This is a genomic window from Paenibacillus glucanolyticus, from assembly GCF_037333485.1.
In the GTDB taxonomy this organism is placed as follows: domain Bacteria; phylum Bacillota; class Bacilli; order Paenibacillales; family Paenibacillaceae; genus Paenibacillus_AQ; species Paenibacillus_AQ glucanolyticus.
In genome coordinates, this window is the sequence record NZ_CP147845.1 from 324,954 (window position 1) to 348,619 (window position 23,666).

Annotated in this window: 19 protein-coding genes; 14 read left to right on the top strand and 5 right to left on the bottom strand. The window is 51.9% G+C overall.

Going from position 1 to position 23,666, the window contains the following annotated elements:
- The first annotated feature begins 3 nt into the window (after nt 1–3).
- The 10 genes from WDY75_RS01455 (at nt 4) to WDY75_RS01500 (ending at nt 13,702) form a co-directional block, all read left to right on the top strand.
- Nucleotides 4–1,626 carry a catalase gene (locus WDY75_RS01455; protein WP_063478055.1) on the top strand — a complete coding sequence of 541 codons (1,623 nt, stop codon included), beginning with the start codon at nt 4–6 and terminating at the stop codon, nt 1,624–1,626.
- Nucleotides 1,627–1,815: 189 nt separating this feature from the next.
- A complete protein-coding gene (locus WDY75_RS01460; protein ID WP_063478054.1) occupies nt 1,816–2,859 on the top strand; it encodes an oxidoreductase in 1,044 nt (347 codons plus the stop codon).
- Nucleotides 2,860–3,001: 142 nt separating this feature from the next.
- A complete protein-coding gene (pdaA, locus tag WDY75_RS01465) occupies nt 3,002–3,796 on the top strand; it encodes a delta-lactam-biosynthetic de-N-acetylase (protein ID WP_006207026.1) in 795 nt (264 codons plus the stop codon).
- Nucleotides 3,797–3,945: 149 nt separating this feature from the next.
- Nucleotides 3,946–6,234 carry an ATP-dependent DNA helicase gene (locus WDY75_RS01470; protein WP_063478053.1) on the top strand — a complete coding sequence of 763 codons (2,289 nt, stop codon included), beginning with the start codon at nt 3,946–3,948 and terminating at the stop codon, nt 6,232–6,234.
- A 395-nt stretch (nt 6,235–6,629) separates the two neighbouring features.
- Nucleotides 6,630–7,745: a ribosome small subunit-dependent GTPase A gene (gene rsgA / locus WDY75_RS01475; RefSeq protein ID WP_040680019.1), complete on the top strand. Its 1,116-nt coding sequence runs from the start codon at nt 6,630–6,632 to the stop codon at nt 7,743–7,745.
- A 148-nt stretch (nt 7,746–7,893) separates the two neighbouring features.
- The gene (locus WDY75_RS01480) at nt 7,894–8,454 is read left to right on the top strand and encodes a MarR family winged helix-turn-helix transcriptional regulator (RefSeq protein WP_063478052.1); all 561 of its coding nucleotides are present in this window, start codon (nt 7,894–7,896) and stop codon (nt 8,452–8,454) included.
- Between the two features lie 11 nt (nt 8,455–8,465).
- Entirely contained in the window at nt 8,466–10,193 is a 1,728-nt protein-coding gene (locus tag WDY75_RS01485) for an ABC transporter ATP-binding protein (protein ID WP_063478051.1), read from the top strand.
- Nucleotides 10,190–12,064 (top strand): ABC transporter ATP-binding protein, encoded by a 1,875-nt coding sequence (locus WDY75_RS01490; protein WP_063478050.1) that lies wholly within the window; start codon nt 10,190–10,192, stop codon nt 12,062–12,064. Before WDY75_RS01485 ends, WDY75_RS01490 begins: the two co-directional genes overlap by 4 nt.
- A 208-nt stretch (nt 12,065–12,272) precedes the next feature.
- Nucleotides 12,273–13,166, top strand: coding sequence for a diacylglycerol kinase family protein (locus WDY75_RS01495; protein WP_173937129.1), 894 nt, complete (start codon nt 12,273–12,275; stop codon nt 13,164–13,166).
- 83 nt (nt 13,167–13,249) lie between these two features.
- Complete coding sequence (locus tag WDY75_RS01500; RefSeq protein ID WP_006207019.1) at nt 13,250–13,702, top strand: hypothetical protein; 453 nt, start codon at nt 13,250–13,252, stop codon at nt 13,700–13,702.
- A gap of 90 nt (nt 13,703–13,792) precedes the next feature.
- Here WDY75_RS01500 and WDY75_RS01505 read toward each other — a convergent pair whose 3' ends face one another.
- Nucleotides 13,793–13,981: a hypothetical protein gene (locus WDY75_RS01505; protein ID WP_063478049.1), complete on the bottom strand. Its 189-nt coding sequence runs from the start codon at nt 13,979–13,981 to the stop codon at nt 13,793–13,795.
- Nucleotides 13,982–14,165: 184 nt separating this feature from the next.
- Entirely contained in the window at nt 14,166–15,719 is a 1,554-nt protein-coding gene (locus WDY75_RS01510) for an FAD-dependent oxidoreductase (protein ID WP_036640098.1), read from the bottom strand.
- Nucleotides 15,720–15,954: 235 nt separating this feature from the next.
- On the opposite strand from WDY75_RS01510, the gene WDY75_RS01515 reads away from it, so the two are divergent.
- The 4 genes from WDY75_RS01515 to WDY75_RS01530 all read left to right on the top strand — a co-directional run bounded on the left by WDY75_RS01515 (nt 15,955) and on the right by WDY75_RS01530 (nt 20,575).
- Nucleotides 15,955–17,325: a spore germination protein gene (locus WDY75_RS01515; RefSeq protein WP_006207016.1), complete on the top strand. Its 1,371-nt coding sequence runs from the start codon at nt 15,955–15,957 to the stop codon at nt 17,323–17,325.
- Nucleotides 17,318–18,433, top strand: a complete 1,116-nt coding sequence (locus tag WDY75_RS01520; RefSeq protein WP_006207015.1) for a GerAB/ArcD/ProY family transporter — start codon at nt 17,318–17,320, stop codon at nt 18,431–18,433. Before WDY75_RS01515 ends, WDY75_RS01520 begins: the two co-directional genes overlap by 8 nt.
- The gene (locus WDY75_RS01525; protein ID WP_063478048.1) at nt 18,430–19,545 is read left to right on the top strand and encodes a Ger(x)C family spore germination protein; all 1,116 of its coding nucleotides are present in this window, start codon (nt 18,430–18,432) and stop codon (nt 19,543–19,545) included. The genes WDY75_RS01520 and WDY75_RS01525 overlap by 4 nt, the downstream gene beginning before the upstream one ends.
- A gap of 79 nt (nt 19,546–19,624) precedes the next feature.
- The gene (locus tag WDY75_RS01530; protein ID WP_006207013.1) at nt 19,625–20,575 is read left to right on the top strand and encodes an aldo/keto reductase family protein; all 951 of its coding nucleotides are present in this window, start codon (nt 19,625–19,627) and stop codon (nt 20,573–20,575) included.
- On the opposite strand, the gene WDY75_RS01535 is transcribed toward WDY75_RS01530, so the two are convergent.
- The 3 genes from WDY75_RS01535 to WDY75_RS01545 form a co-directional block, all read right to left on the bottom strand.
- The gene (locus tag WDY75_RS01535; protein WP_006207012.1) at nt 20,572–21,684 is read right to left on the bottom strand and encodes a GGDEF domain-containing protein; all 1,113 of its coding nucleotides are present in this window, start codon (nt 21,682–21,684) and stop codon (nt 20,572–20,574) included. The genes WDY75_RS01530 and WDY75_RS01535 overlap by 4 nt on opposite strands.
- Before the next feature lie 108 nt (nt 21,685–21,792).
- Complete coding sequence (locus WDY75_RS01540) at nt 21,793–22,896, bottom strand: sensor histidine kinase (protein WP_063478047.1); 1,104 nt, start codon at nt 22,894–22,896, stop codon at nt 21,793–21,795.
- Nucleotides 22,889–23,584 carry a response regulator transcription factor gene (locus WDY75_RS01545; RefSeq protein WP_006207010.1) on the bottom strand — a complete coding sequence of 232 codons (696 nt, stop codon included), beginning with the start codon at nt 23,582–23,584 and terminating at the stop codon, nt 22,889–22,891. The genes WDY75_RS01540 and WDY75_RS01545 overlap by 8 nt, the downstream gene beginning before the upstream one ends.
- Nucleotides 23,585–23,666: the final 82 nt, after the last annotated feature.

Consider the following 23,666-nt stretch of genomic DNA (forward strand, 5'->3'; position numbering starts at 1 on the left):
TTCGTGAGTGGCCAAGAATATGAGGGGAATAATGGGATTAACCAGGAGCGCACAGGTTTTGCACAAAACCGGGGTGAGACGGAGCGGGAGGATACACTGACTAATCGTCAGGGGCATCCGATATCAGACAATCAGAATGTGAGAACGGTTGGAAACCGGGGACCGATGACACTGGAGAATTATCATTTTCTCGAGAAGATTACGCATTTTGACCGGGAACGCATTCCGGAACGCGTTGTGCATGCCAGGGGAGCAGGGGCCCACGGCTACTTTGAAACGTATGGAAAAGTGGGCGATGAGCCCGTCTCAAAGTATACGCGCGCGAAGCTGTTTCAGGTTGAAGGCAAGCGAACTCCGGTATTTGTGCGGTTCTCGACCGTAGTCCACGGCTCCGGCTCGCCTGAAACGTTACGTGACCCACGCGGATTTGCCGTCAAGTTCTATACGGAGGAAGGCAACTGGGATTTGGTGGGCAACAACCTGAAAATATTTTTCATCCGTGATCCGCTCAAATTCCCGGATATGGTGCATGCGTTCAAGCCTGATCCGGTATCCAACGTCCCGGGGCCAGTCGGCATGTTCGACTTCGTATCCCGTTCTCCGGAAGCGACGCATATGATCACGTTTCTGTGGTCCCCTTGGGGTATCCCGGCGAATTACCGCCAAATGCAGGGCTCTGGTGTGAATACATACAAATGGGTCAATGCAGATGGAGTCGGTGTGCTGGTGAAGTATCACTGGGAGCCGCTCAAGCAGGGGATCAAAAACCTGACGCAGGAAGAAGCAAACAAGATTCAGGGCATGAATGACAGCCACGCCACCCAGGATCTATATGAGGCGATTGAGCGCGGAGAATATCCGGAGTGGGAACTGTGCGTTCAGATTATGAGCGACGACGATCATCCGGAGCTGGAATTTGATCCGCTTGATCCGACCAAGCTGTGGCCGGAAGATCAGTTCCCGTTCTTAAAGGTTGGTAAAATGGTGCTGAACCGCAATCCGGAGAACTACTATAACGAGGTGGAGCAAGCGGCCTTCGGAACCGGCGTGCTTGTGGACGGACTCGACTTCTCGGACGACAAGCTGCTGCAGGGCCGTACCTTCTCTTACTCGGATACCCAGCGGCATCGCGTAGGCACAAACTATCTGCAGCTGCCAATCAACGCACCGAAGAAGCGGGTAGCGACCAATCAGCGCGGCGGACAAATGTCTTATTTTGTGGATAAGGCGCCAGGGCAGAGCCCACATGTGGATTATGAGCCTTCCATGACGGACGGCTTGGTGGAAGCCTCGCAGACGGCGAAGCCGCATCAGCCTCACTACGATGCGAATCTCGTGCGCCAGAAGCTTGACCGCACGCTGGACTTTAAGCAGGCTGGCGATACGTACCGAGCGTTCGAGGACTGGGAGCGCAATGAACTGATCAACAATCTGGTGGGTGCGCTAAGTCAATGCGATGTTCGCATTCAAGAGAAAATGGTGGAGCATTTCACGTACGCGGATGAGGATTACGGACGCCGCGTTAGGGAAGGCCTGGAACAGGCGAAGAAGGGCTCGGATGGAGATTCACGTGAACAAGCGGTAGAGGATGCCAGCCGCATGGGGCATGAGGCTGATCCTTATTAATTGTATCGCTTGTGCTTGTACACAGCGTCACTTTGATAACGAGAGAATAGAGAAGCCGCCTGCAACAAAGTTAGCCGCAGGCGGCTTTTTTCCGGTTGTAAAATATTTGCGGGATGTTAAGATGTTGCAAGGAATCACAGCGATCCTTATAGAATCAACATAGAACCATGGGAAGAGGAGGCTTGCGTTATGGCAATACAAGCGGGGATCATCGGATACGGCCTGTCCGGATCGGTGTTTCATGCACCGATCCTGAGAAGCGTGCCGGATTATAAGGTACACACGGTTGTGTCATCGGATCCGGACAAGGTTCACAAGGATTTGCCGGATACGGCTGTTGTCGACAGTGTGGATGAACTCTTGTCGGTTTCGGAGATTGACGTTGTCATCATTACGAGTCCTAATACAACACATTATGAATATTCCCGATTGGCCCTTGAGGCTGGCAAGCACGTGGTTGTAGAGAAACCGTTCACCGTAACCGCTGCCGAAGCGGACGAGCTGATTGAGCTTGCCAAGCAGAAGGGCGTCCTGCTTACGGTATACCATAACCGCCGCTGGGACAATGACTTTCTGACCGTCCGCAACCTGCTGGAAACGGGAGCGCTCGGCAAGCTTTCCATTTATCAATCACAGTTCAGCCGCTACCGTCCTGAGGTGCAATCCGAGCGGTGGAGAGAGCAGGCAGCTCCCGGTTCAGGCATATTATACGATCTGGGCTCGCACCTGATTGATCAGGCGCTGTTCCTGTTTGGTCTGCCGGAGACGTTATGGGCAGATTTAAGAATAGAGCGCAAAGGTTCCAAAGCGCATGATTATTTTCATCTGGTGCTGGGTTACGCAACGTTCCGCGTCATTCTGCACTCCGGCTCACTGGTACGGCAAGCCGGCCCGAAATTCGAGCTGCATGGCGATAAGGGAAGTTTCCTGAAATATGGGATGGACCCTCAAGAAGGCCAGTTGAAGCAGGGCATGCGCCCAGGGGATGCAGGCTGGGGGGAAGACTCACCGGATCAATACGGAGAGCTCGCTACCGAGCTGAGCGGGCTGGCAGTCCAAGGTGAGATTGAGACGCTGCCAGGACGTTATCAGGCATTCTACCAGGGACTTGCTGAAGCCATTCTTAAAGGGGGGGCTTTACCCGTCCAAGCGGAGGAAGCCCGCAACGTGATCCGGATGATCGAGTATGCGCTGCAAAGTCATCAGGAGGGACGTACCATCCAAATTACGTAGCAAAGGATCTCTCTTGTGTCAGGTTAACGTTGGTTTACACATAGTTTGCTCCGATTTGTGGGATATTAGGTGATGCAACCCTGGGCACGTCTTTCATAGGGGCGATTGATCCATATCACTACAAAGAAGGAGAGAGGCGGATATGAAGAAACGTGGAGTCCTTCGGTCGGCGCTTGTGCTTCTGATGAGTTTGGCGATAGTGCTGACCATCTCTGGAGCAGTCTTGGCGGCCGGAAGCGGTCCGTTTCACTTTGGATTTAAGAAAAGCGTCAATGGCCAGCTGCCCTCGATCAATGAGGAAGGCTTTAAGGAGCTTCTGCAAAAATACGATGCCATCTTCATGGGCGATGCCGAGCAGAAGGAGCTTTATCTCACGTTTGATAACGGCTATGAGAATGGTTATACCTCCCGTATCCTGGATACGCTCAAAGAGAAAAAGGTGCCCGCCACCTTCTTCGTGACCGGACATTACGTGAAGACACAGGCGGATCTGCTGAAGCGGATGACGGCGGAAGGCCATATTATCGGCAACCATTCCTGGAATCACCCCGATGTTACCACGATTTCGGCAGAGAAGCTGACTGAGGAGCTGGAGCGGGTGAAGAAGGAGGTCATGAGCATAACCGGCCAGCCGGACATGAAGTATTTGCGTACACCGCGCGGCATATTCGACGAGAAGTCCCTGGCAACCAGCAAACAATTGGGATATACCAATGTCTTCTGGTCGCTGGCGTATATGGACTGGGATGTGAAGTCACAGCGCGGCGCACAGTATGCTTACGACAAGGTGACCGCACAGCTGCACCCGGGTGCAGTCATCCTGCTTCATTCGATCTCCAAGGACAATACAGAGGCGCTGGGGCGAATCATTGATGAAGCGAAGAACCGGGGCTACGAGTTTAAGAGTTTGGATCAGATGCAGAAAAAAGCTCCATAAGTGACCGTTTCGCATAGCGTGCAGATGGTATCCGCGAGGATAACCGTCCGCACGCTTTTTTCTGTATCGATCTGCGCGGATGCTTCGCATTCAGGAACGAATGTTTGGTATAATACGCTTCATAAGAACATGAACGATAGGAGACCATCATGCCTCATACTATCCAAATATCCGTAAGGCCGCTGGTGGAATACGTCTTTCGCAGCGGCAGCATTACCTCGGGCTTTCGCACGGCGACCTCCCTCACCGAGGGTACCCGCGCGCATCAGCAAGTACAGCGCGATTATGGCGAGAACGATCAGAAGGAAGTGCAGCTTGAAGTCGAGATTCCGTACGAGGATCTGCTGTTTGTGGTGGAGGGTCGCTGTGACGGCCTGATTCGGGAGGAAGAACGGATCATGATTGATGAGATCAAGTCGACCTCCGGAGATTTGGGCGAGATTACCGAGCACACCTACCCGGTTCACTGGGCGCAAGCCAAAATGTATGCCTATATGTATGCGAAGTTGCATGAGATGCCAAGGATGGCAGTCAGATTGACCTATTTCCAGGTGCCGAGCGGAGAGCGGAAGCAGTTCGTGCAGGAATGGAGTTTGCCTCAGCTGGAATCCTTTGTGCTTGAGGTCGTGGGGGCATATGCTCCTTATGCGAACCTGTTAAGAGAGCATGCCGAGCGGAGAGATCGGAGCATCCGCGAGCTTAAATTCCCGTTTCCTGCCTACCGGGAGGGACAGCGGAAGCTTGCCGGTGCCGTATATAAAAGCATCGGTGAAGGACGGAGATTGTTCGCCAAAGCGCCGACCGGCATAGGCAAAACCATATCCACGCTGTTTCCTTCGGTTAAAGCGATCGGTGAAGGACTGCTATCGCGGATCTTTTACCTGACAGCCAAAACGATTACCCGAACCACTGCAGAGGAAGCCATGGCGCGCATGGAGCGTCAAGGGCTCTGTATGCACGCAGTCACGCTGACGGCGAAGGACAAGATCTGTTTCAGCGAAGCGGAAGGCTGCAATCAGATGGGCTGTGCGTTCTCGGAGGGCTACTATGACCGGATCAATGACGCCATACTGGATCTGCTCTCGAATGAAACGTTGATCACGAGGCCCGTCATTGAGGATTATGCCCGCAAGCATACGGTCTGTCCGTTTGAGTTCTCGCTGGACGCCGCTTATGCGGCTGATGCCGTCATCTGTGATTACAACTATGTGTTTGACCCGCGTGTATCCTTCAAGCGTATGCCGGAGGAAGTGAAGAAGCGCAGCGTGCTGCTCGTTGATGAGGCGCATAATCTGGTGGACCGCGCGAGAGGGATGTTCTCGGCTGAACTGAATAAATCTGCGTTCTTAGAACTGCAGAGGGCTTATAAAGAGAGCAATCCCACGCTGTACAATACGGCTAAACGGGTCAATAACCGCTTTAAGATTCTGCGCAAGGCCGGTGAAGAGGAAGAGCGGATTGTAGGCTCCCAGCAGCCGGAGATGATGGTCGAACTATTGGAGGACTTTGCCCTCCAGGCGGAAGCCGAACTGATGACAGGCAAAAGCGGGGATGAGGCCGATGCGCTTTTGGAGTGCTATTTTGCCGTACAGGGCTATCTGCGTATCTCCAAGCTGTATGACGACCGGTTTGTCACCTATGCAGAGATGAGTCAGAGCGAGGTGTTTCTCAAGCTGTTTTGTCTGGATCCCTCTTATTTGCTTCAGCAAGCGGCCAAGAATTATCGGTCCAGCGTGTTTTTCTCGGCCACCCTGATGCCGCTCGGCTATTATCGCGATATGCTGGGAGCGGAGGAAGAGGACTACAGCCTCTCGATTCCGTCCCCATTCTCGGCCGAGCAGCTGGATGTGCGAGTTCTGCCATTGTCGACGCGGTTCAAGGATCGGGAGCGGAGCCGTGAGGCCATCGTGCGGATGCTGTGTGCTCTGGTTCAGGAGCAGCCGGTGAATACCTTGATTTTTCTGCCGTCCTACCCCTACATGCAGGATATTCATGAAGACTTCGCCCGAATGAATCCCGGGGCACGCACGCTGCTTCAGGGACACGGGATGAGCGAGGAGGAGCGGGAGGCGTTCCTGAACGCATTTCAGGCGGATGCAGCCGATCCACTGATCGGCTTTGCGGTAATGGGCGGCATTTTCTCGGAGGGTATTGATCTGAAGGGAGAACGGCTCTCCAGTGTTGTAGTGATCGGCGTGGGATTGCCGCAGTTGTCTTTCGAGAATGACATCATCAAGGATTATTTCGACCGTACCGGCAAGAGGGGATACGATTACGCTTACGTGTACCCGGGGATGAACAAAGTGCTGCAGGCCGGAGGACGCCTGATTCGATCAGAGCAAGACAGCGGTACGCTCACACTTGTCGATGACCGTTTTCTGAATCGCCAATACGGGATGCTGCTGCCAGAGGAGTGGAGAAATTTTAGGCGAATCTAAATTTTTCATGGGATGTTGACACCTGGAAATTGGAACTCTATAATACGGATATATTAATTAAGCAGAAGGAGGCTGATGTCAAATGGTTATGATGCATAGTGGATGGGTCGCTTTGACGTTGGTCTCTTTGGACGGGAAATTCTAATGGTAACGAAGAGGTGAGGCTAGAGATCGAGCCCTTACTTCCATACCTGGAACCCGCAGGAGACCGTGTTTGGTATCCTGCGGGTTTTTTGTGTCTATACTCGGGGTTTGGTACTGTCTTCACGGGGTAACCGTAGGGACATGATGCCTTCTTCTGGTGTATATTCAGATCAGCCGCAGATACAAATCTGCGGTTTTTTTGTGTTTTGATATAACAACCAAATTGATAATGATAAGGGGATATAACGAATTTGACTAAACAAGAAATGACACCGTTACACACATATGGATGGAATGAACACTGGAGCTTGATGGCTGAGCAGATGCCGAAGCAGGACAAAGAGCTCGTGCCGGCGCGCGTGACAGCCCAGTTCTCAAAGCAATACCGCATTATAACCCAAGAAGGTGAGCAGACGGCTGTTGTCACAGGGAAGTATGAATACGAAGCGGGCAGCAAAAGCGATTTCCCGGCTGTCGGCGATTGGGTGCTGGTCGAGCCGCTCCAGGGCGAATCGCGGGCCGTCATTCATAAGCTGCTGCCCCGCAAGTCCGCTGTCACGCGCAGGGAAGCAGGCAGCGTGCCGGATGAGCAGGTTATCGCCGCGAACATCGATACCGTGTTTATCATTAATGCGCTGAATAAGGATTTTAATGTCCGCAGAATTGAACGCTATTTAATTGCTGTCTGGGAGAGCGGAGCTGCACCGGTCATCCTGCTCACCAAGGCGGATCTATGTGAATCGCCTGAAACATATGTCTCGCTGGTGGAAGAGGTCGCTCTCGGTGTGCCGGTGTTTGTGGTGAGCTCCTTAAAGGACCAAGGGAAGGAGCAGCTTCAAGATTACTTGGTGCAAGGGAAGACAGTGGCAATAACGGGCACTTCCGGGGCGGGCAAATCCACGTTATTGAACTGGCTGTCCGGTCAGGAGATGCAGCGTGTTCAAGGGATTCGGGAAGAGGATGCAAGGGGACGCCATACCACGACACACCGGGAGCTGTTCGTGCTGCCGGGAGGTGCTATCATGGTGGATACCCCGGGCATGAGGGAGCTGCAGCTGTGGGATTCAGAGGAGGGGTTTGAGACTGCCTTTGCGGACATCTCCACGCTCTCGCAGCAGTGTCGATTCCATGATTGCCGACATGAGACCGAAGCAGGCTGCGCGGTCCGGGAAGCATTGCAGGACGGGACGCTGGATGCAAAGCGTTATGCGAATTACAAGAAAACAGAGCGCGAGCTCGCTCATATCGCCCGTAAAGAAAAGGCAAGCACCCGGCGGCAGAACAAGAGCTCTGGCAAGTCGTTACGCAAGAGCGGCAGAGTGCACCAAGGGGCTTATCAGCAGCTTCTATACGACGAGGAATTATAGTGTTACGGGAAGACCGAAGTCGATTTGACTTCGGTCTTCTCCAGGTATATAGTTAGGTAACCAAATAGATTGGCAAACTATCTATTTAAGGAGAAATGGTCTGTACCATGTCAATTCAAGCTTTAGTGCTGTAGAGAAGAGGTGGCCAATGACACAGGATAAACAACCAGATTCACATAATGGAGATACCGTTGACGAGGAAAGACAGTCACGAGAAGAAAGGTGCATGAAGGGGGGCGTGCGGGAAGACAGCGTAGCCAGCAGGCTCCTGTACAGCATCCGTATGTTTCATAAGCAGGAGTGGGATCAGCACATGATTTCCGGCTATACCCCTGGTGAAATTCGAGTTCTAATGGGGCTCAGACATCATATCGAGCCTGACGGACCCGGTATGAAGGTGTCGGAGATCAGCAGCATGATGAACGTTACGTCACCAACGATCACGCAATTTATCAACGGCTTGGAGAGTAAAGGCTTGGTGGAGCGAGTGATGGATGCACAGGACCGACGTGCGGTTCGCGTACAGCTTACGGAGGCAGGGAACCGTATTGTCCAGCAAACCTACCTGAAAGTCAAAAACAACTTTAACGAGCTGGTTGATTTTCTTGGTGAAGAGGACAGCGTCAAGCTGACGGAGCTGCTGACGAAGATTTACCAATTCCAAGAACATAAGCGCAATTCGAATGAAACAACATCAGACAACGAGTAGGGGTGGGGGATTTGTTAAAGCTGTTTCAATACATGAAACCATACCGGACAGCGGTCATTTTTGTTCTGCTGTTCACATTTTTCCAATGTCTGTCTGATCTTTACTTGCCGACCTTGATGGCTGACATTGTGGATATCGGCATCGTGAAGGGGGACGTTCCTTACATTTGGAGTGTGGGAGGTTTTATGCTCCTGGTTACAGCAGGCGGCATGGTCTGCTCCATTGCGGCAAGTTATTTGGCATCCAAATCGGCAACAGGTTTTGGCCGGATTCTGCGTGGGCGCGTATTCTCCCATGTCGAGAATTTTACGCTGCAGGAATTTGACAAGATCGGAACAGCTTCCCTGATAACCCGTACCACCAACGATATCACACAGGTGCAGCAGGTCACGATCATGATTCTTCGCATGATGGCCATCGCGCCGATGATGTGTATCGGGGGCATCGTGATGGCGGTATCGAGAGATCCGGGACTGACAACGGTGCTTCTGATCGTCCTGCCGATTCTCGCGTTGGCTATTTTCATCATTGCCAAAAAAGGGATTCCGCTCTTCAAGGCCATACAGATCAAGATTGATACACTCAGCCGCGTGCTGCGTGAGAATCTGACCGGAATGCGGGTCATCCGTTCGTTTAACCGCATGGACCATGAGACGGTCCGGTTTAATGATGCCAATGAGGATCTGACAGCCACCTCGATCAAGGTTAACAAAATCATGGGTGCCATGATGCCCGTCATGATGCTTGTCATGAACTTCGCCACGCTGGCGATTGTTTGGTTCGGGGGGCTGCGAATCGATACCGGCCACATGAAGGTCGGTGACCTCATGGCCTTCCTCCAATACGCGATGATGATCATGTTCTCACTGATCATGCTGTCCGTCATGTTTGTCATGATTCCGCGCGCGCAGGCATCGGCAGTCCGGATCAATGAGGTATTGAACATGATACCGGAGATCCACGATCCGAAGCAGCCGCGGAATACCGGCATTCAGACGGGTTCCATTGAATTTCAGGACGTCACCTTCTATTATCCGGGCGCAGAGGAGCCGGCCATATCCGATATCTCCTTCCAGGCAGGCCCGGGTGAGATTACCGCGATTATTGGAGGAACAGGTTCAGGCAAATCAACGCTGATCAGCTTGATTCCGCGTTTCTATGATGTGACCTCCGGGCGGATTCTCGTTAACGGGACGGATATTCGGGACTTGATGCAGGAGGATCTGCGGAACCGGATCGGATTTGTGCCGCAGAAGGCGCTGCTGTTCACCGGTACGATTGCAGAGAATATCCGCTACGGCAAGGAAGACGCAACGGACGAGGAGATTCAGCATGCCGCGAAAGTTGCCCAGGCGGCTGATTTCATCTCTTCAATGGAAGGCGGTTATGATGCCGAGATTTCCCAAGGCGGCAGCAATGTATCCGGAGGCCAGAAGCAGCGGCTCTCCATTGCCAGGGCGCTGGTCCGGAGACCTGAAATCTACGTGTTCGATGACAGTTTCTCTGCGCTGGATTTCAAGACCGATGCGAATCTTCGTGCAGCGCTGAGGGAGGAAACGACCGAGGCTACGGTTCTGATTGTGGCCCAGCGTGTCAGCACCGTCATGGACGCTGACCGAATCATCGTGCTGGAACAGGGACGCATTGCCGGAATGGGCACGCATGGGGAACTTATGGCATCAAGCGATGTGTACCGTGAAATTGTCACCTCACAGCTGTCAGAGGAGGAGATCGCATGAGCGAGAAGAAACGGGGAGGACATCCTCGGGGCCAGGGCGGTCCCTTCGGCGGCGGGCCGCATGGTGCCGGGATGGCAGCCGAGAAAGCCAAGGATTTCAAGGGGACTTTGCGCCGGCTTACACGATACCTTAAGCCCCATACGGGGAAACTGCTGATCGTCTTTACCGCAGCCATCTTGAGTACGATATTCAGCATTGTGAGCCCGAAAATTCTCGGTGATGCAACCACGATCTTGTTCAAAGGATTCATGGCCAAAATGCAGGGCGTACCGGGTGCCGGGATTGATTTTGATGCCATTCGGAATATCATGCTCTGGCTGGCAGGCCTGTATCTGTTAAGCTCGCTGTTTGCTTATATCCAGCAATATGTCATGGCTGGCGTGGCACAGCGGACTGTTTACGATCTGCGCAAGGATGTCTATAACAAGCTCGGACGCCTGCCGCTTAAATATTTTGACGCCCGTACGCATGGGGAGACGCTGAGCCGGGTCACGAACGATATGGACAATATCAGCAGTACGCTTCAGCAGAGTCTTACACAGATGATTACCTCTGTGGTAACACTGGTCGGGGTTATCATCATGATGCTTACAATCAGTCCGCTGCTGACTCTGGTGGTTATATTGACCCTGCCGCTCAGCGTGGTGGTCACCATCATGGTTGCCAAGCGCTCTCAGAAGCATTTCGTGGCACAACAGAAGCATCTGGGCCAACTGAACGGACATGTGGAAGAGATGTATACAGGTCATAAAGTGGTGAAGGCGTTTGGCCGGGAACGACAATCGATGGAGCAATTCGATGAAGTCAACGACAAGCTCTATGATGCCGGATGGAAAGCCCAGTTCATCTCGGGAACGATCATGCCGCTGATGAGTTTTGTTGGCAATATCGGGTATGTGATCGTGAGTGTTGTCGGTGGCGTTCTGGTCACCCGCAGAGCAATCGAGATCGGGGATATCCAGGCGTTCATCCAATATTCACGCCAGTTCACACAGCCGATCACGCAGCTTGCCAATATCGCGAATGTCATTCAATCCACGATTGCATCGGCAGAGCGCGTATTTGAAGTGCTGGACGAGGAAGAAGAAGTGTCTGAGCATACGGCTCCGGCAGCCCTCAAGAAGCCGCTCGGCGATGTGTCCTTCCAGAATGTGAGTTTTGGTTATAAAGCGGATCAGCTTCTGATCGAGGATATGAACGTCGATGTGAAGCACGGACAGACGGTGGCTATTGTCGGTCCAACCGGTGCAGGGAAGACCACGCTTATTAATCTGCTGATGCGGTTCTATGAGCTTAACAAGGGCAAAATTATGATAGACGGAACGGATATTACGTCCCTTCGACGGGGTGAGCTTCGCAGCCTGTTCGGAATGGTGCTTCAGGATACCTGGCTCTTTAACGGGACGATCCGGGAAAATATCGGATACGGCCGCGAGGGGACCACGGAGGAAGAGATCATCAGAGCAGCGGAAGCGGCTCATGCCGACCACTTCATCCGGACGCTGCCGGACGGCTATGACACCGTTCTGAACGAGGAGGCCTCCAACATATCGCAAGGGCAGAAGCAGCTGCTCACGATTGCGCGGGCCATTCTGGCGAATCCGTCGATTCTGATTCTTGACGAAGCGACCAGCAGCGTGGATACCCGGACCGAGCTGTACATTCAGAAGGCGATGAATGAGCTGATGAAGGACCGGACCAGCTTTGTCATTGCGCATCGTCTATCCACGATTCGCGATGCGGACCTTATTCTGGTTATGAACAAGGGCAGCATCATTGAACAGGGAACCCATCAGGAGCTGCTGTTGCAAGAAGGCTTCTATGCGGACCTGTACAACAGTCAGTTCAGCGATCAGCATGAGGCTGGATAACAGAATGCAGGCATAATTGAAGTCCCTGAAGACCCCTTCGATTGCAGAAGGGGTCTTCTTATTCCAGCATGGAGGGCTGATTTAAAGCTGCAGCATGATGGGTCGGAGGTGAACGGGGACCTATTCAAGCTGTACTGATTAATAGGTTCACGACAAAGGGTAATAATAGAAGCAAGACATTCCGGTACGGATATGAGGGGGTCATGGAATGATGTATAGTCGGGCATTGCTAGTGTACAACCAGAACGCAGGCCAGCAGGAAACGCTGCAGCAGCTGGCGGCGGTAATTCCAGTATTGGCGAAGAACGTGAAGGAGCTGGTGTTGTATCAGACCTTTAAGCCTGGCGAGGGGGAGGCATTGTGCAGGGATCAAGGCGGGACATACGATCTCATTCTCATTATGGGCGGGGACGGCTCGGTCCATGAGTGTGTTAATGGCATTGCAACGCTGGATCATCCGCCGCTCGTAGGGATTTTGCCTGTAGGCACTTGCAATGATTTTGCCCGCTCCATGAATCTGCCGGTGGAGCTTGCGCTCGCGGCTGACGAATTAATGAAGGGACATGTTCGGGAATTGGATATCGGCATGGCTCAAGGCCGGGTGTTCACGAATTTTTTCGGAGTGGGCCTCATTACGGACACGTCGGAGAATATCAATCCGGATTTGAAAGGGAAACTGGGCAAATTGAGTTATTTTATCAGCATGCTGCAAACCGTACGTGCTGCTGAACCCTTCTCTTACAGTCTGGAATATGACGGACATACCAGCGAAGGTGAGGCCGTCATGATCTACATTTCGAATGGCCGTTACCTCGGGACTCGTCCGCTTCCCTTTACGCTCGATTCGCTGTGTGATGGTTTACTGGATGTGCTGATTATCCGTGAAGCCGGACTTCCGCTGTTAAAAGAACTGTTAAGCCGCAAGGTCGAAGGGGAGTGGAAGCCGGCCAATGAGAGCATAGAGTATGTGAAGGCCGCTTCGGTCAAGCTGACCACGGCAAAGCCCATGAAGGCCGATACGGATGGTGAGGTCTATATGGAGGCCCCGGCTGACGTGTCTGTCAGGCCCCGCGGCTTAAGGTTTTTGGTCGGGGGAGAGTGAGTCGGCAGGCATATTTGATATTGCATTTTCATATGGTTCTTTTATAATGATGTTTATATCTTTAAAGGGAGCCATGATCATCATTGAATAAGTCCGAACTGAACCGAATTACGCAAGAGCTTCTACGTCGGTCGGGCAGCAGTGTCACCGTGGAGATGGATACGTATTTTCCAGGGGGCCGGTTAATCGGCGGGAAATATGTGATGCATTCACATCGTGTGACGATGTATACCGAGGTCATACGCCAGCAGTGTCTTCAGCTGTTTGGATCACTTGAGTCGTTTAATGCTTATTATGCGGTGGTGTTTGCCCATGAGCTGGGCCATTCGATGGACCTGAAACTCACGGAACTGTGTGACCGGATGGATGGAACGATCGATGAATGGGATCAGAAGCAGATTGCGCTGCAAATCGAGGAAAATGCCTGGAATAATGCGATGCCGTGGATCCAGGATATTGATCCGGCTTTCATTCGTGTCATCGTAGACCGGTCGCTCGAGGCCTACCGGGACGAGCTGGCCCCGGAAATCGCTTAGCTTGGGCCAGCCCATATCCACTGCCTTCCGCAATCACATGTCCAGAGGCACCCGCGAGGGTGTCTTTTTTGATTAGACTGCAGGTGTGATCTAATATCGAATGTGATGCAGAATGAAACCAAAGATGGCAGCCATCACAATGAAAGCGCCTGCTGCAGCGAGGGTCATTAAAAAATCACGGATCAGGCCATGCTGCTGGATGCCGCCTAATTTTTCCTTCGCTTTCCGTTCGGAAACCTCTTCTTTAATGCGATCCAAATATTCAGGGCCAAGCACCATGGCGATTCCTCCTATAACGAATTTATTACGATTATACCAGAAATAGGATAATTTTGGTGTTGATTAGGGAATTAAGGCGGTTTAGAAGCCCGCTATTAAACGAATAACCAATTTAGAGTAAAAAAACGAGGCGGGACCCTTGGTTTCCGCCTCGTTTTATATATGGGTTACAGCATCATGATATTTAACTCTCAGCGTCCAACTGCTTCAATGGCTCTATGGCCGGGCCTTCCAGCACCTTGCCATCATAACGGAATCGGGACCCGTGACATGGACAATCCCAGGAGCGCTCGCCCTCGTTCCATTCCACCTCGCAGCCGAGGTGTGTGCAGGTCGTGTCCACGAGATGCAGATTTCCCTGGTCATCCTTGTAAGCTCCTGCCCGTTGGCCGTTATGACGAACGACGGCACCTTCGCCTATCTTCAGTTCGGTAATGTCGGCATGGGACAGGTCCACTTTGCCAGCCACAAAATCTTTGGCAACCGTCGCATTTTGCACAACAAATGTTTTGATGCTCGGGTCTGCCTTGAATCGGGACGGGTTGAACATGTCGGCATAGCGGTTCGTTTTTCCCAAGATTTGATCACTGATGATATTCGCGGCCAGTGTTCCTGTTGTCATGCCCCACTTGCGGAAGCCTGTCGCAACATAAATCCGGTCATGCTTCGAAGTAATTGGTCCGATGTATGGCAGATTGTCCAGTGTAATCAGATCCTGCGTCGACCAGCGGTAGGGAATGGCGGAAGCCCCCATCAGATTACCGGCAAACAGCTCCAGATTCTCATAATGCTGATGGGTGCAGATGCTGCGTCCCGTGGGATGATTCTCCCCGCCGACAATGACCAGATCCTCACCGTTATAGGAAGCTGAACGCAGGGAGCGCTTTGGCTTATCCACACTCAGGTACATCCCGCCTGGATAGGCCGTCTCAGGTTTAACGGCAATCGCATAGGAGCGTTCCACGTGCAGCCGTGTGAAGAACAATCCCTTCCCGTCATAGAACGGAAAATGGGAGGCGGAAACAGCGTGGTTGCAAGTAATGCGGTGGCCGCCCCGCTTGGTCAGCAGTGTAATCGGTCCTTCGGTTTCAGCCTTTTCATCCATGGTGGTGTTTTCATAGATCCGCCCCCCGAGCATGAGAAACTGTTCGGTCAGGTGCTTTAGATACTGCAGCGGGTGGAATTGGTATTGCCCCGGCATCTTGATAGCTCCCCGTATCGGCATGGGCAGGGGAAGGCTGTCCTGCCATTCTCCCGGAATCCCGAGCTGCTCATAGGCTTTGATTTCGTCCTCCAGCTTCGCGAGATACTTGTCGTCCTCCTGGGCGTAGATATAAGCGTCCTCCAGCTTCAGCCCGAACTTCTCTTCATCCCCGCCAACGATATTCCGTATGAATTCGATCGCTTCCCGGTTTCCTTCGTAATAGAGCCGGGCGTTCTCCTCGCCAAAATGACTCGTCAATTCATGGTAGATCAGCCCATGCTGGGCCGTTACCTTGGCTGTTGTGTATCCCGTCGCTCCGTTCAGTATGCGGCCAGCCTCAATCAATACGACATCCTTGCCGGCCTTGGCCAGCAGGTAGGCGGTTGTAATCCCGGTGATGCCGGCTCCGACAATGGCAACGTCTGCTTCTATATCTTCGGCCAGACGGGGAAAAGTAGGCAGCTCGGTTGTCGCTCTCCACAGCGATTCCGGATATCGCGGCAGCTCTTGATATGATGGATTGGATGGGTTCATTCCGATTCCTCCTCGGCTTCTTTAGGCATTATCCTCAAACTTAAGGCTCCTTGTCTCCATTATTACCACAGAGGGATGATTAGAAACGAAGCCCGAGCTGTGAATGGCGACTTAATCTACCCTTCTCCTGAATTTGCATGAATTTCTGAATACTCGTAATAATTTGGAACATTTGTGCAGAACCTAGAGAAACGACATGATCATCGGAATTCTATGAAAAACGAGGGGAATTATCATGAGCAGCGAGACACATAAGACACATCTAAATGCCTCACACGCTAAACAATGGCTGCAGAAGCAGCTCCATAAGGTCGGGGATATCGAGGAGCGGGAGCTTAAGAATCAGGAGGATCACGCGTTATTGCTTTATTTCAAGAGCATGTGCGATCCCGTTGTGGTGAATGAGGACCTGATTAACCGGTTTTATGAATTGAACTCTCTGAAGATTTACGAAGAATTCATTCGATCCTTCCCTTCAACGATTGAGCCAGCAGAGGAATCGGAGCTCATGCGCAATATGCTTCGGGGCTGCGTCGTGGTATTCATTCAGGATCGGGTGCTCCTGTTTGATGCCGTGTTGATCAATGCAGGCGATATTCAGCCTGCCAGCACGGAGAATGTCATTCAAGGGCCGGATGACTCCTTTACCGAGAATATTGAAGTGAATTTGAATTTAATACGCCATCGTTACCAAACGGCCAATCTGAAATCGGAGTTTATGACGGTAGGGAAAATATCCCAGACCCGGATTATCATCCTCTATGATGTGACCAAAGCCGATGAGTCGGTTTTGGAGGAATTAAGGAAGCGTCTTTCCGAACTCAAATCGGATATTGTCCAGTCTGCATCCGAGATTGAGCGGCATACGATGCACCCTCAGCTAAGACTGTTCCCAACGTTAATGTTGACCGAGCGGCCGGACCGGACGGTCATGAATATTTCCCAGGGAAAAGTAGCCGTCCTTGTTGACTCGACGGGGTACGCAATTCTGCTTCCGGCGATCTTCAACGATTTCTTTACAGCCATGGATGACAAAATCCAGCTGCCCCCTATCGGATGGTTCCTCAAGGGAATCCGGTACATCGCATTGTTTGTGACGGTCCTCATGCCGAGCCTGTATGTGGCTTTTACCTCCTACAATCCCGAAATACTCAAAATGCAGATTACACTGCTCATTGCGGGCAGCCGGGCCACCGTCCCGTATCCCTCCTTCTTCGAAGTAATCTTTATGCTTCTGGCGATGGAGTTTCTGACGGAGGCAAGTGTCCGGCTGCCGAAGGCGATAGGCCAGACCGCCTGCGTGGTCGGTGGACTCATACTGGGTACAGCGGCTACAGAAGCGGGGCTCGTCAGCAATATCATGATTATTTTGGTGGCTGCAGTGGCGGTTACGAACTTTGTTATTCCGATCAACATGATGAGTTCCGGCATCCGCGTGACCAAGTACATATTCATTCTCCTGGCTACCTTTTTCGGGCTGGTAGGCATTGTGCTGGGTGTCGTTGCAACGATTATGTACTTAACCAGCCTGCGGTCGTTCGGCAAGCCTTATCTGAAGATGTTTGCGGTGGAGTGGAGCAATAAGGGGGATCAGCAGAGTGGTTAGAAATAAATATTTTTATTACCTCTTCCTGCTCAATGCGACCATCAACCTGATTAACTATGTGCCCAGGATCCTGATTCAGGACCGATTTGACGGTGCCTTGATATCCATTCTGATAGCGATCCCTATCGGATCCTTGCTGCTATATACTTTCACCAAGCTAATCCAGAAATTTCCTGGCGAAGGACTGCCGGAAATTTTCAATTCCGTGATGCCTGCATGGATATCCGGCGTGCTTCTGGTTCTGTACGGATTAGGGTGGTATTTCTCCAGCGTCATTACGCTGGTCAGTTTTGTGGATATTACCAACCGGTATGTCAGCCCGGATGTGTCGCCCATTATCGTGCTGATTGGGTTTCTGGTTGTCGTGGCACTTAGTGCAAGGCTGGATTCGGAGTCGATCCTGTATGCCCTGGAAATGATCCTTTATATGACCGTTCCGATCATTATGTACATGGCTTGGCGTGTTTTTAGTAATCCCTACTACAGCTGGGATGCGGTCAGGCAGATCATTACGCATCTGTGGGACATACCCAATTACCGGACGGTTGCAGCCGCGACCTACATTTATACCGGATATATCAATATGGTGGTTTTCAATCGGATCTTCCACAAGTTCAGGGTAAAGCATATCTGGTCCATCGTCATCGTAAGTATTCTAACGCTGGCGGTATCCATTTTTGCGCCGATCGGACTGCTTGGAGCAGCGGGAGCAGGGGAGCATGTGTATCCTGCCTTCTCCACCGTAGACTCGCTTCGCATCCGCTACTTCATCATTGAACGGATGATTTACGTGTTCTATGTGGTCTATATGTGCCTTTCCCTCGTCAATTCCATTGTCCACTGGCATGTGGGCAAGGAATTGATTCTGGGCGGATTTCGGCTGAAGTCCGATAAACCGGAGTCCATTCGTAAGAAGCGGAAGGTGGAATGGTGGGTGCTTGCTGCTTTTTGCGTGATCATCCTTGCATCCTCAATGGCCATCAATCAATACTCTTTGAATGATATGGCCATTGTCTTCCTCGATGTTCGGTTTGCGGGAGAATTCCTGTTAATTGCCCTGTTATTCTACGCCGTGTGGAGAAGGAGAAGGAGGAGGAAGCGGGCATGAACATGCTGAAACGTCGGCTGGTCTGGGTGTTGTGCTGCTCGATGCTTACACTTACACTCTCGGGATGTGAGTTTCGGGATATCGACCTTCGCCTCTTTGTGGTATCCATCGGTGTTGACGTGTCGGAGAAAAGTCCCGATCTGTATAACTTCAGCTTCAAGATTTCGATCCCTTCGGGTGACCCGAAAACCGGCGAGGAGAAGTCGCTTCTCATTACCGAGGAATCCGACAGCATCGCGGAGGCGATTCGTCAAGTCAAATCCAAAGTGGACAAAGAGCTCGATTTTGGACATTGCAAAGGCGTAATGTACGGTGAAGCCTATGCCCGCCGGGATATTAGCAAAATTGAGGACTGGACGGTCCGCCGGAGGGACATGCAGCTTCTGATGTATCCGGCGGTTGCGATCCCGACGGCGGAGGAGGTGCTCAGGGCAGAGCCGCCAACCGAACGGATTGCCGGTAACGCTATTTTTCTGGCGCTGAGCGAGGATGGCACGGAGTCCCCTTTTATTACGAGGACCTATTCCTTTGATCTTGCCCGCCGAATGACCGAGGTAGGGGAGGATCCTGTCATGCCTGTCGTTGAGGTAGGCGAGAAGAATGTTCTGAATATCAATAAGGTTGCCCTGATGGATAAGTCCAAGGTTAAGGTAATTCTCACGAAGGATGAGACCCGTCTGTTCAACCTGCTCGATCTTCGGAATCTAAGCACCAACTTTGGCACCCGCGTTGACGGGGAATTGATTGAGGTCAACACGGACAGGACGCGGGCAAGCTATAAGATCGTAACCAGCCCGAAGGGGCAAGAAGCGATCCATTTTCGGGTTCGTATTCAAGCCACGCTGGAGGAGAAGGAGGATATCAAGCTATTGACACCGGAAGAAGTAAAAAAAATCGAGGGGATATACAATAAGGAGCTCTCTAAAGCGATAACCGATGTGCTGGAAAAAATCCGAAAAACAGGCCGGGATCCACTTGGCTTCGGTCTTCGGTACGGGGGTACGCATTGGAATAATAAAACCGAAATGGAGGAATGGGCGGCGATCTATCCTCATATCAAGTTTAATGTTTCCGTAAAATTAAGAATCAAATCTACCGGTTATAAGCAGTAGACAGGGTTACTCTATCCATCGTACAGGAAGATGTTACAATAATGGGGAAGCATCTATCTTGTATAAGGAGGTTTCACATATGGAATTTAGAAGATTGGGCGGAAGCGGGCTGAAGGTCAGCGATATCAGTCTCGGGAGCTGGCTGACGTACGGAGGATATGTGGAACGGGAGAATGCAGTCAAGTCGATTCAGACGGCGTATGGGCTCGGCGTCAACTTTTTTGATACGGCAAATGTGTATGCCCAAGGGGCAGCCGAGGTGGTTGTAGGTGAAACCTTGAGGGCATTCCCAAGGGAATCCTATGTGCTGGCAACAAAAGTATTCGGCAAGATGGGGGACGGACCGAATGATCAGGGCCTTTCCCGCAAACATATTAAGGAGCAGTGTGATGCGAGTCTGAAACGGCTCGGTACCGATTATGTCGATATTTATTATTGCCACCGATACCATGAAGAGACACCGCTTGAAGAAACGCTGCGCGCGCTGGATGACCTCGTTCGGCAAGGCAAGGTGCTCTATGTAGGAGTCAGTATGTGGACAGCTGCCCAAATGGAGGCGGCATTGGCTGTTGCGGACCGATATCTGCTGGACCGCATCGTGGTGAATCAGCCGCTGTATAATATGTTTGAGCGTAAGATTGAGGAGGAGGTCATTCCGCTTGGCGAGAAGAAAGGGATTGGCCAGGTGGTCTATTCTCCCCTTGCGCAGGGACTGTTGACGGGCAAGTATGCCTCGAGGGAAGAAGTGCCGGATAACAGCCGTGCATCCAAGATCGGAGCGGATCGAATCAAAATGAGTGAAGACCGCCTCCAGAAGGTGCAGGCGCTCGGGCGCATAGCTGACGAGCTGGGCATCACCGTCGGCCAATTGGCCCTGGCCTGGATTTTGCGTCAGGACAACGTATCCAGTGCGCTTGTCGGCGCAAGCCGCCCGGAGCAGGTCGAAGAGAACGTGAAGGCTTCCGGCATCAAGCTGTCGCCGGATACGCTGTCTGTCATCGAAGAGGTATTGAAGGCGGATCAAGGCTAAGAGAGGACCAGGTCATTGATTTCTACGGCGGAGCATACGCGGTTGCGCCCGCTGTTCTTGGCGCGGTAAAGCTCATGGTCCGCTTGCTGGAGCAGCTCCTTGGCATCCTTCGACCGGACCGTATCCGGATGAACGGCGGCTCCGATCGACACGGTGATCCGCAGCCTGGTCCCGTCTTCAAGGACGAATACATGGCGTTCTACTGCGGCCCGGATCCGTTCGGCAATCGCAGCCGTTTCGTCGATGGTTGCTTCCGGAACGAGCACCGAGAATTCTTCCCCGCCGTTGCGGGACACTTCGTCAAAAGAACGGGAATGCTCCCTCAGCACTTTGCTGAGCTGCTGCAAAACGACATCTCCGGCCGCGTGGCCGTAGGTGTCGTTTATTTTTTTGAAATGGTCGATGTCCACGACCAGAACGCCCAGCCGTTCGCTGAAATGCTGGGCTTCGAGAAAGCGCTCGGACAACAGCTGCTCAAACTGGCGCAAATTGTGCAGGCTGGTCAGATGATCGGTCTCCGCGTTTTTTTTCATTTGCAGAAACAATTTATTGGAGGTATGGATATACTCGGTCAGCATGTAGATGACAACGGTGGCAAGCACCGATATAATCAGATGCTGCGTAAAGACGGCAAACACTTTTTGGTGGTTCTGAATATTCATCCACATAATAAACAGGAGCACCAGCATGCTGGATACACTCATGATCATCATTTTGGTCAACCGGTCCCAACGCGTGCGAGACAGGGTTCCGCAGATCATGCCGATCAGCAGCATGCCGGCACCCGCAATGGCAGAGGAAGCGGACATGCCGAACAGGATCATCCGTCCGAGTGCAATCAGAACGCCTGCTATCAACGACGGAAGCCAGCCCAAGTAGCTGGCAATCACCACGATAGCCAAATGCCGCAAATCGGCAAAAAACCTGGGATCAATCGGAAAAGAATAGTACATCAGAATGATCCCGTAGATGCCAAAGAGCAATCCGGCATTGATCTTCACGGTAGTGGAGGGAGTCACAACGCCGGCCACATATTTTTTGGACAGCAGTCCGGATAAATATAAAAAGGTTACGAATATACAAAAGTTGGTGAACAGGATATTAGTCATGAGAAGGGATTCATTCCTTTCACGTGCTTGCACCAGCAGTGCAAGGCGATGAGGACATTCATCCCTATTTTATCGGAAAATGGAATTGTATGTCGAATATTAATTGTTTTATTTGTTAATTTCAGGAGCCTGTAGCGGCAGTCGGACTTCGAACATTGTAAGTTCCGTGCTGCTGGTTACCTGAATCGTGCCGTGATGGGCGTCGACGATGGTTTTCACGATGGCTAAACCCAGTCCTGAGCCGCCGGTTTGATCCGTGCGCGATTCGTCGGCCCGGTAGAATCGCTCGAACAGGTGGGGGATGGCATGCTGAGGGATCGGAGGGCCATAATTGATCACCTGCACGATAGCAACCTTCGGTTCCCGGGATACTTTCAAATCCACCCTTCCGGCATCCCGCCCATGCCGCACTGCATTGGACAGCAGGTTCTCGAAGGTACGCATCAGTTTATCCCCGTCCGAGGAGATCATGATTTTCTCCGTAGCGGGCGTGAATACCACCTGCACCTTCTCATGCTGTCCCGTTAATGAAAAATCCACGGCCAATTGCCCGAGCAGCTCCACCAAATTAATATCGACCCGATTGATCGGAGAATAGCCCATGCGGGTGTATTCAAACAAATCGCTGACGAGACCGCCCAGACGCAGCGATTTATCGTAGGCGATATCGGTGTAATAACGGAGTTCGACTTCATCCTTGTAACGATCCTCTTTCACCAGTCGCAAGTACCCGATGATGGAAGTGAGCGGGGTGCGCAGATCATGGGAGACGTTGCTGATGAGCTCGTTCTTGGACTGTACCGCCATGCGTTCTTCTGCCAGTGATAGTTTGAGCTGCTTGGCCATTTGATTGATTTGCTTGGCCATTTGGCCCAGCTCGTCATTCGATCTGATGAGAATTTCCTGGTCCAGTTCTCCCTTTGCCAACCGTTTCGTTCCCTCCATTAGCTGGTTAATTTGACGAATGGTCCCTTGACTAAGGAGCAGTACAATGCAGATAAACAGTACAATGCCAACCATCGTTGCAACAATCGGAAACCCGAAGAAATTCTCCAGGAGACGATCCACACTAAAGAGAGCGGCTACCATTGGTTCCCGCCAATAATCCCGCCCGATCAATCGTATGATCTGCTGAGCGATAAACAACATGATCAGGGTGAGGCCTCCGCTGACCAAGAACAGCATGATGATTTTCCACTGCAGCTTACGCATGGATTTTGTACCCGACGCCCCATACGGTTTGGATCAGCTTGTAACCGAGCTCCTTCTCAAGCTTGTCCCGAAGGTTGCTGATGTGAACCATGACCGTGTTGTTGGATACGTAGTATTTCTCCTTCCAGACCTGCTGAAATATATCCTCGGCGCTGAAGATTCTTCCTGGTTGACGGGCCAGCAAGTACAGGATCTCAAATTCCCTTGCCGTCAGGGAAACCGATCTGCCATTGGCGGTGACTTCATGTGTGGTCCGGTTGATATCGAGTCCGTCAATCTGGATGCGGTCGGTGTGTCCCTGCTGAAGCTCGGTATTGTACTGCGTGGAACGCCGCAGCAGTGTTTTGACACGTGTGGTCAGTTCCAGCGGATTGAAGGGTTTAATCATATAGTCATCGGCGCCCGTCATCAGCCCCAGGATCTTATCCATATCCTCGCTCTTGGCGCTCAGCATCAGGATAGGGATGGACGAGGTTTCCCGAATCCTGCGGCAGGTGTCGATTCCGTTCAGCCTGGGCATCATGACATCCAGGATGACGAGGTCCACCGTGCCTTCGTTCGTTGCCATGGCCAGCAGCGCTTCTTCCCCGTCATGGGCCTGAATAACGCGGTATCCTTCATTCTCCAGATAGATGGAGATCAGCCCGGATATTTCTTTATCATCGTCTACAATCAATACACTTCTCATCGGTATCCTCCATTAAATCACCCATTAAAGTCTAAACTTTCCTAATAAACAGTGTACCCTAAAATAAGCCCGCACAGCTTAG

Coding starts and splice junctions, on each gene's coding strand:
- WDY75_RS01460 (WP_063478054.1), top strand. CDS start 1,816: ATGGCAATACAAGCGGGGATCATCGGATACGGCCTGTCCGGATCGGTG.
- pdaA (WP_006207026.1), top strand. CDS start 3,002: ATGAAGAAACGTGGAGTCCTTCGGTCGGCGCTTGTGCTTCTGATGAGT.
- WDY75_RS01470 (WP_063478053.1), top strand. CDS start 3,946: ATGCCTCATACTATCCAAATATCCGTAAGGCCGCTGGTGGAATACGTC.
- WDY75_RS01480 (WP_063478052.1), top strand. CDS start 7,894: ATGACACAGGATAAACAACCAGATTCACATAATGGAGATACCGTTGAC.
- WDY75_RS01490 (WP_063478050.1), top strand. CDS start 10,190: ATGAGCGAGAAGAAACGGGGAGGACATCCTCGGGGCCAGGGCGGTCCC.
- WDY75_RS01495 (WP_173937129.1), top strand. CDS start 12,273: ATGATGTATAGTCGGGCATTGCTAGTGTACAACCAGAACGCAGGCCAG.
- WDY75_RS01505 (WP_063478049.1), bottom strand. CDS start 13,981: ATGGTGCTTGGCCCTGAATATTTGGATCGCATTAAAGAAGAGGTTTCC.
- WDY75_RS01510 (WP_036640098.1), bottom strand. CDS start 15,719: ATGAACCCATCCAATCCATCATATCAAGAGCTGCCGCGATATCCGGAA.
- WDY75_RS01515 (WP_006207016.1), top strand. CDS start 15,955: ATGAGCAGCGAGACACATAAGACACATCTAAATGCCTCACACGCTAAA.
- WDY75_RS01525 (WP_063478048.1), top strand. CDS start 18,430: ATGAACATGCTGAAACGTCGGCTGGTCTGGGTGTTGTGCTGCTCGATG.
- WDY75_RS01530 (WP_006207013.1), top strand. CDS start 19,625: ATGGAATTTAGAAGATTGGGCGGAAGCGGGCTGAAGGTCAGCGATATC.
- WDY75_RS01535 (WP_006207012.1), bottom strand. CDS start 21,684: ATGACTAATATCCTGTTCACCAACTTTTGTATATTCGTAACCTTTTTA.
- WDY75_RS01540 (WP_063478047.1), bottom strand. CDS start 22,896: ATGCGTAAGCTGCAGTGGAAAATCATCATGCTGTTCTTGGTCAGCGGA.
- WDY75_RS01545 (WP_006207010.1), bottom strand. CDS start 23,584: ATGAGAAGTGTATTGATTGTAGACGATGATAAAGAAATATCCGGGCTG.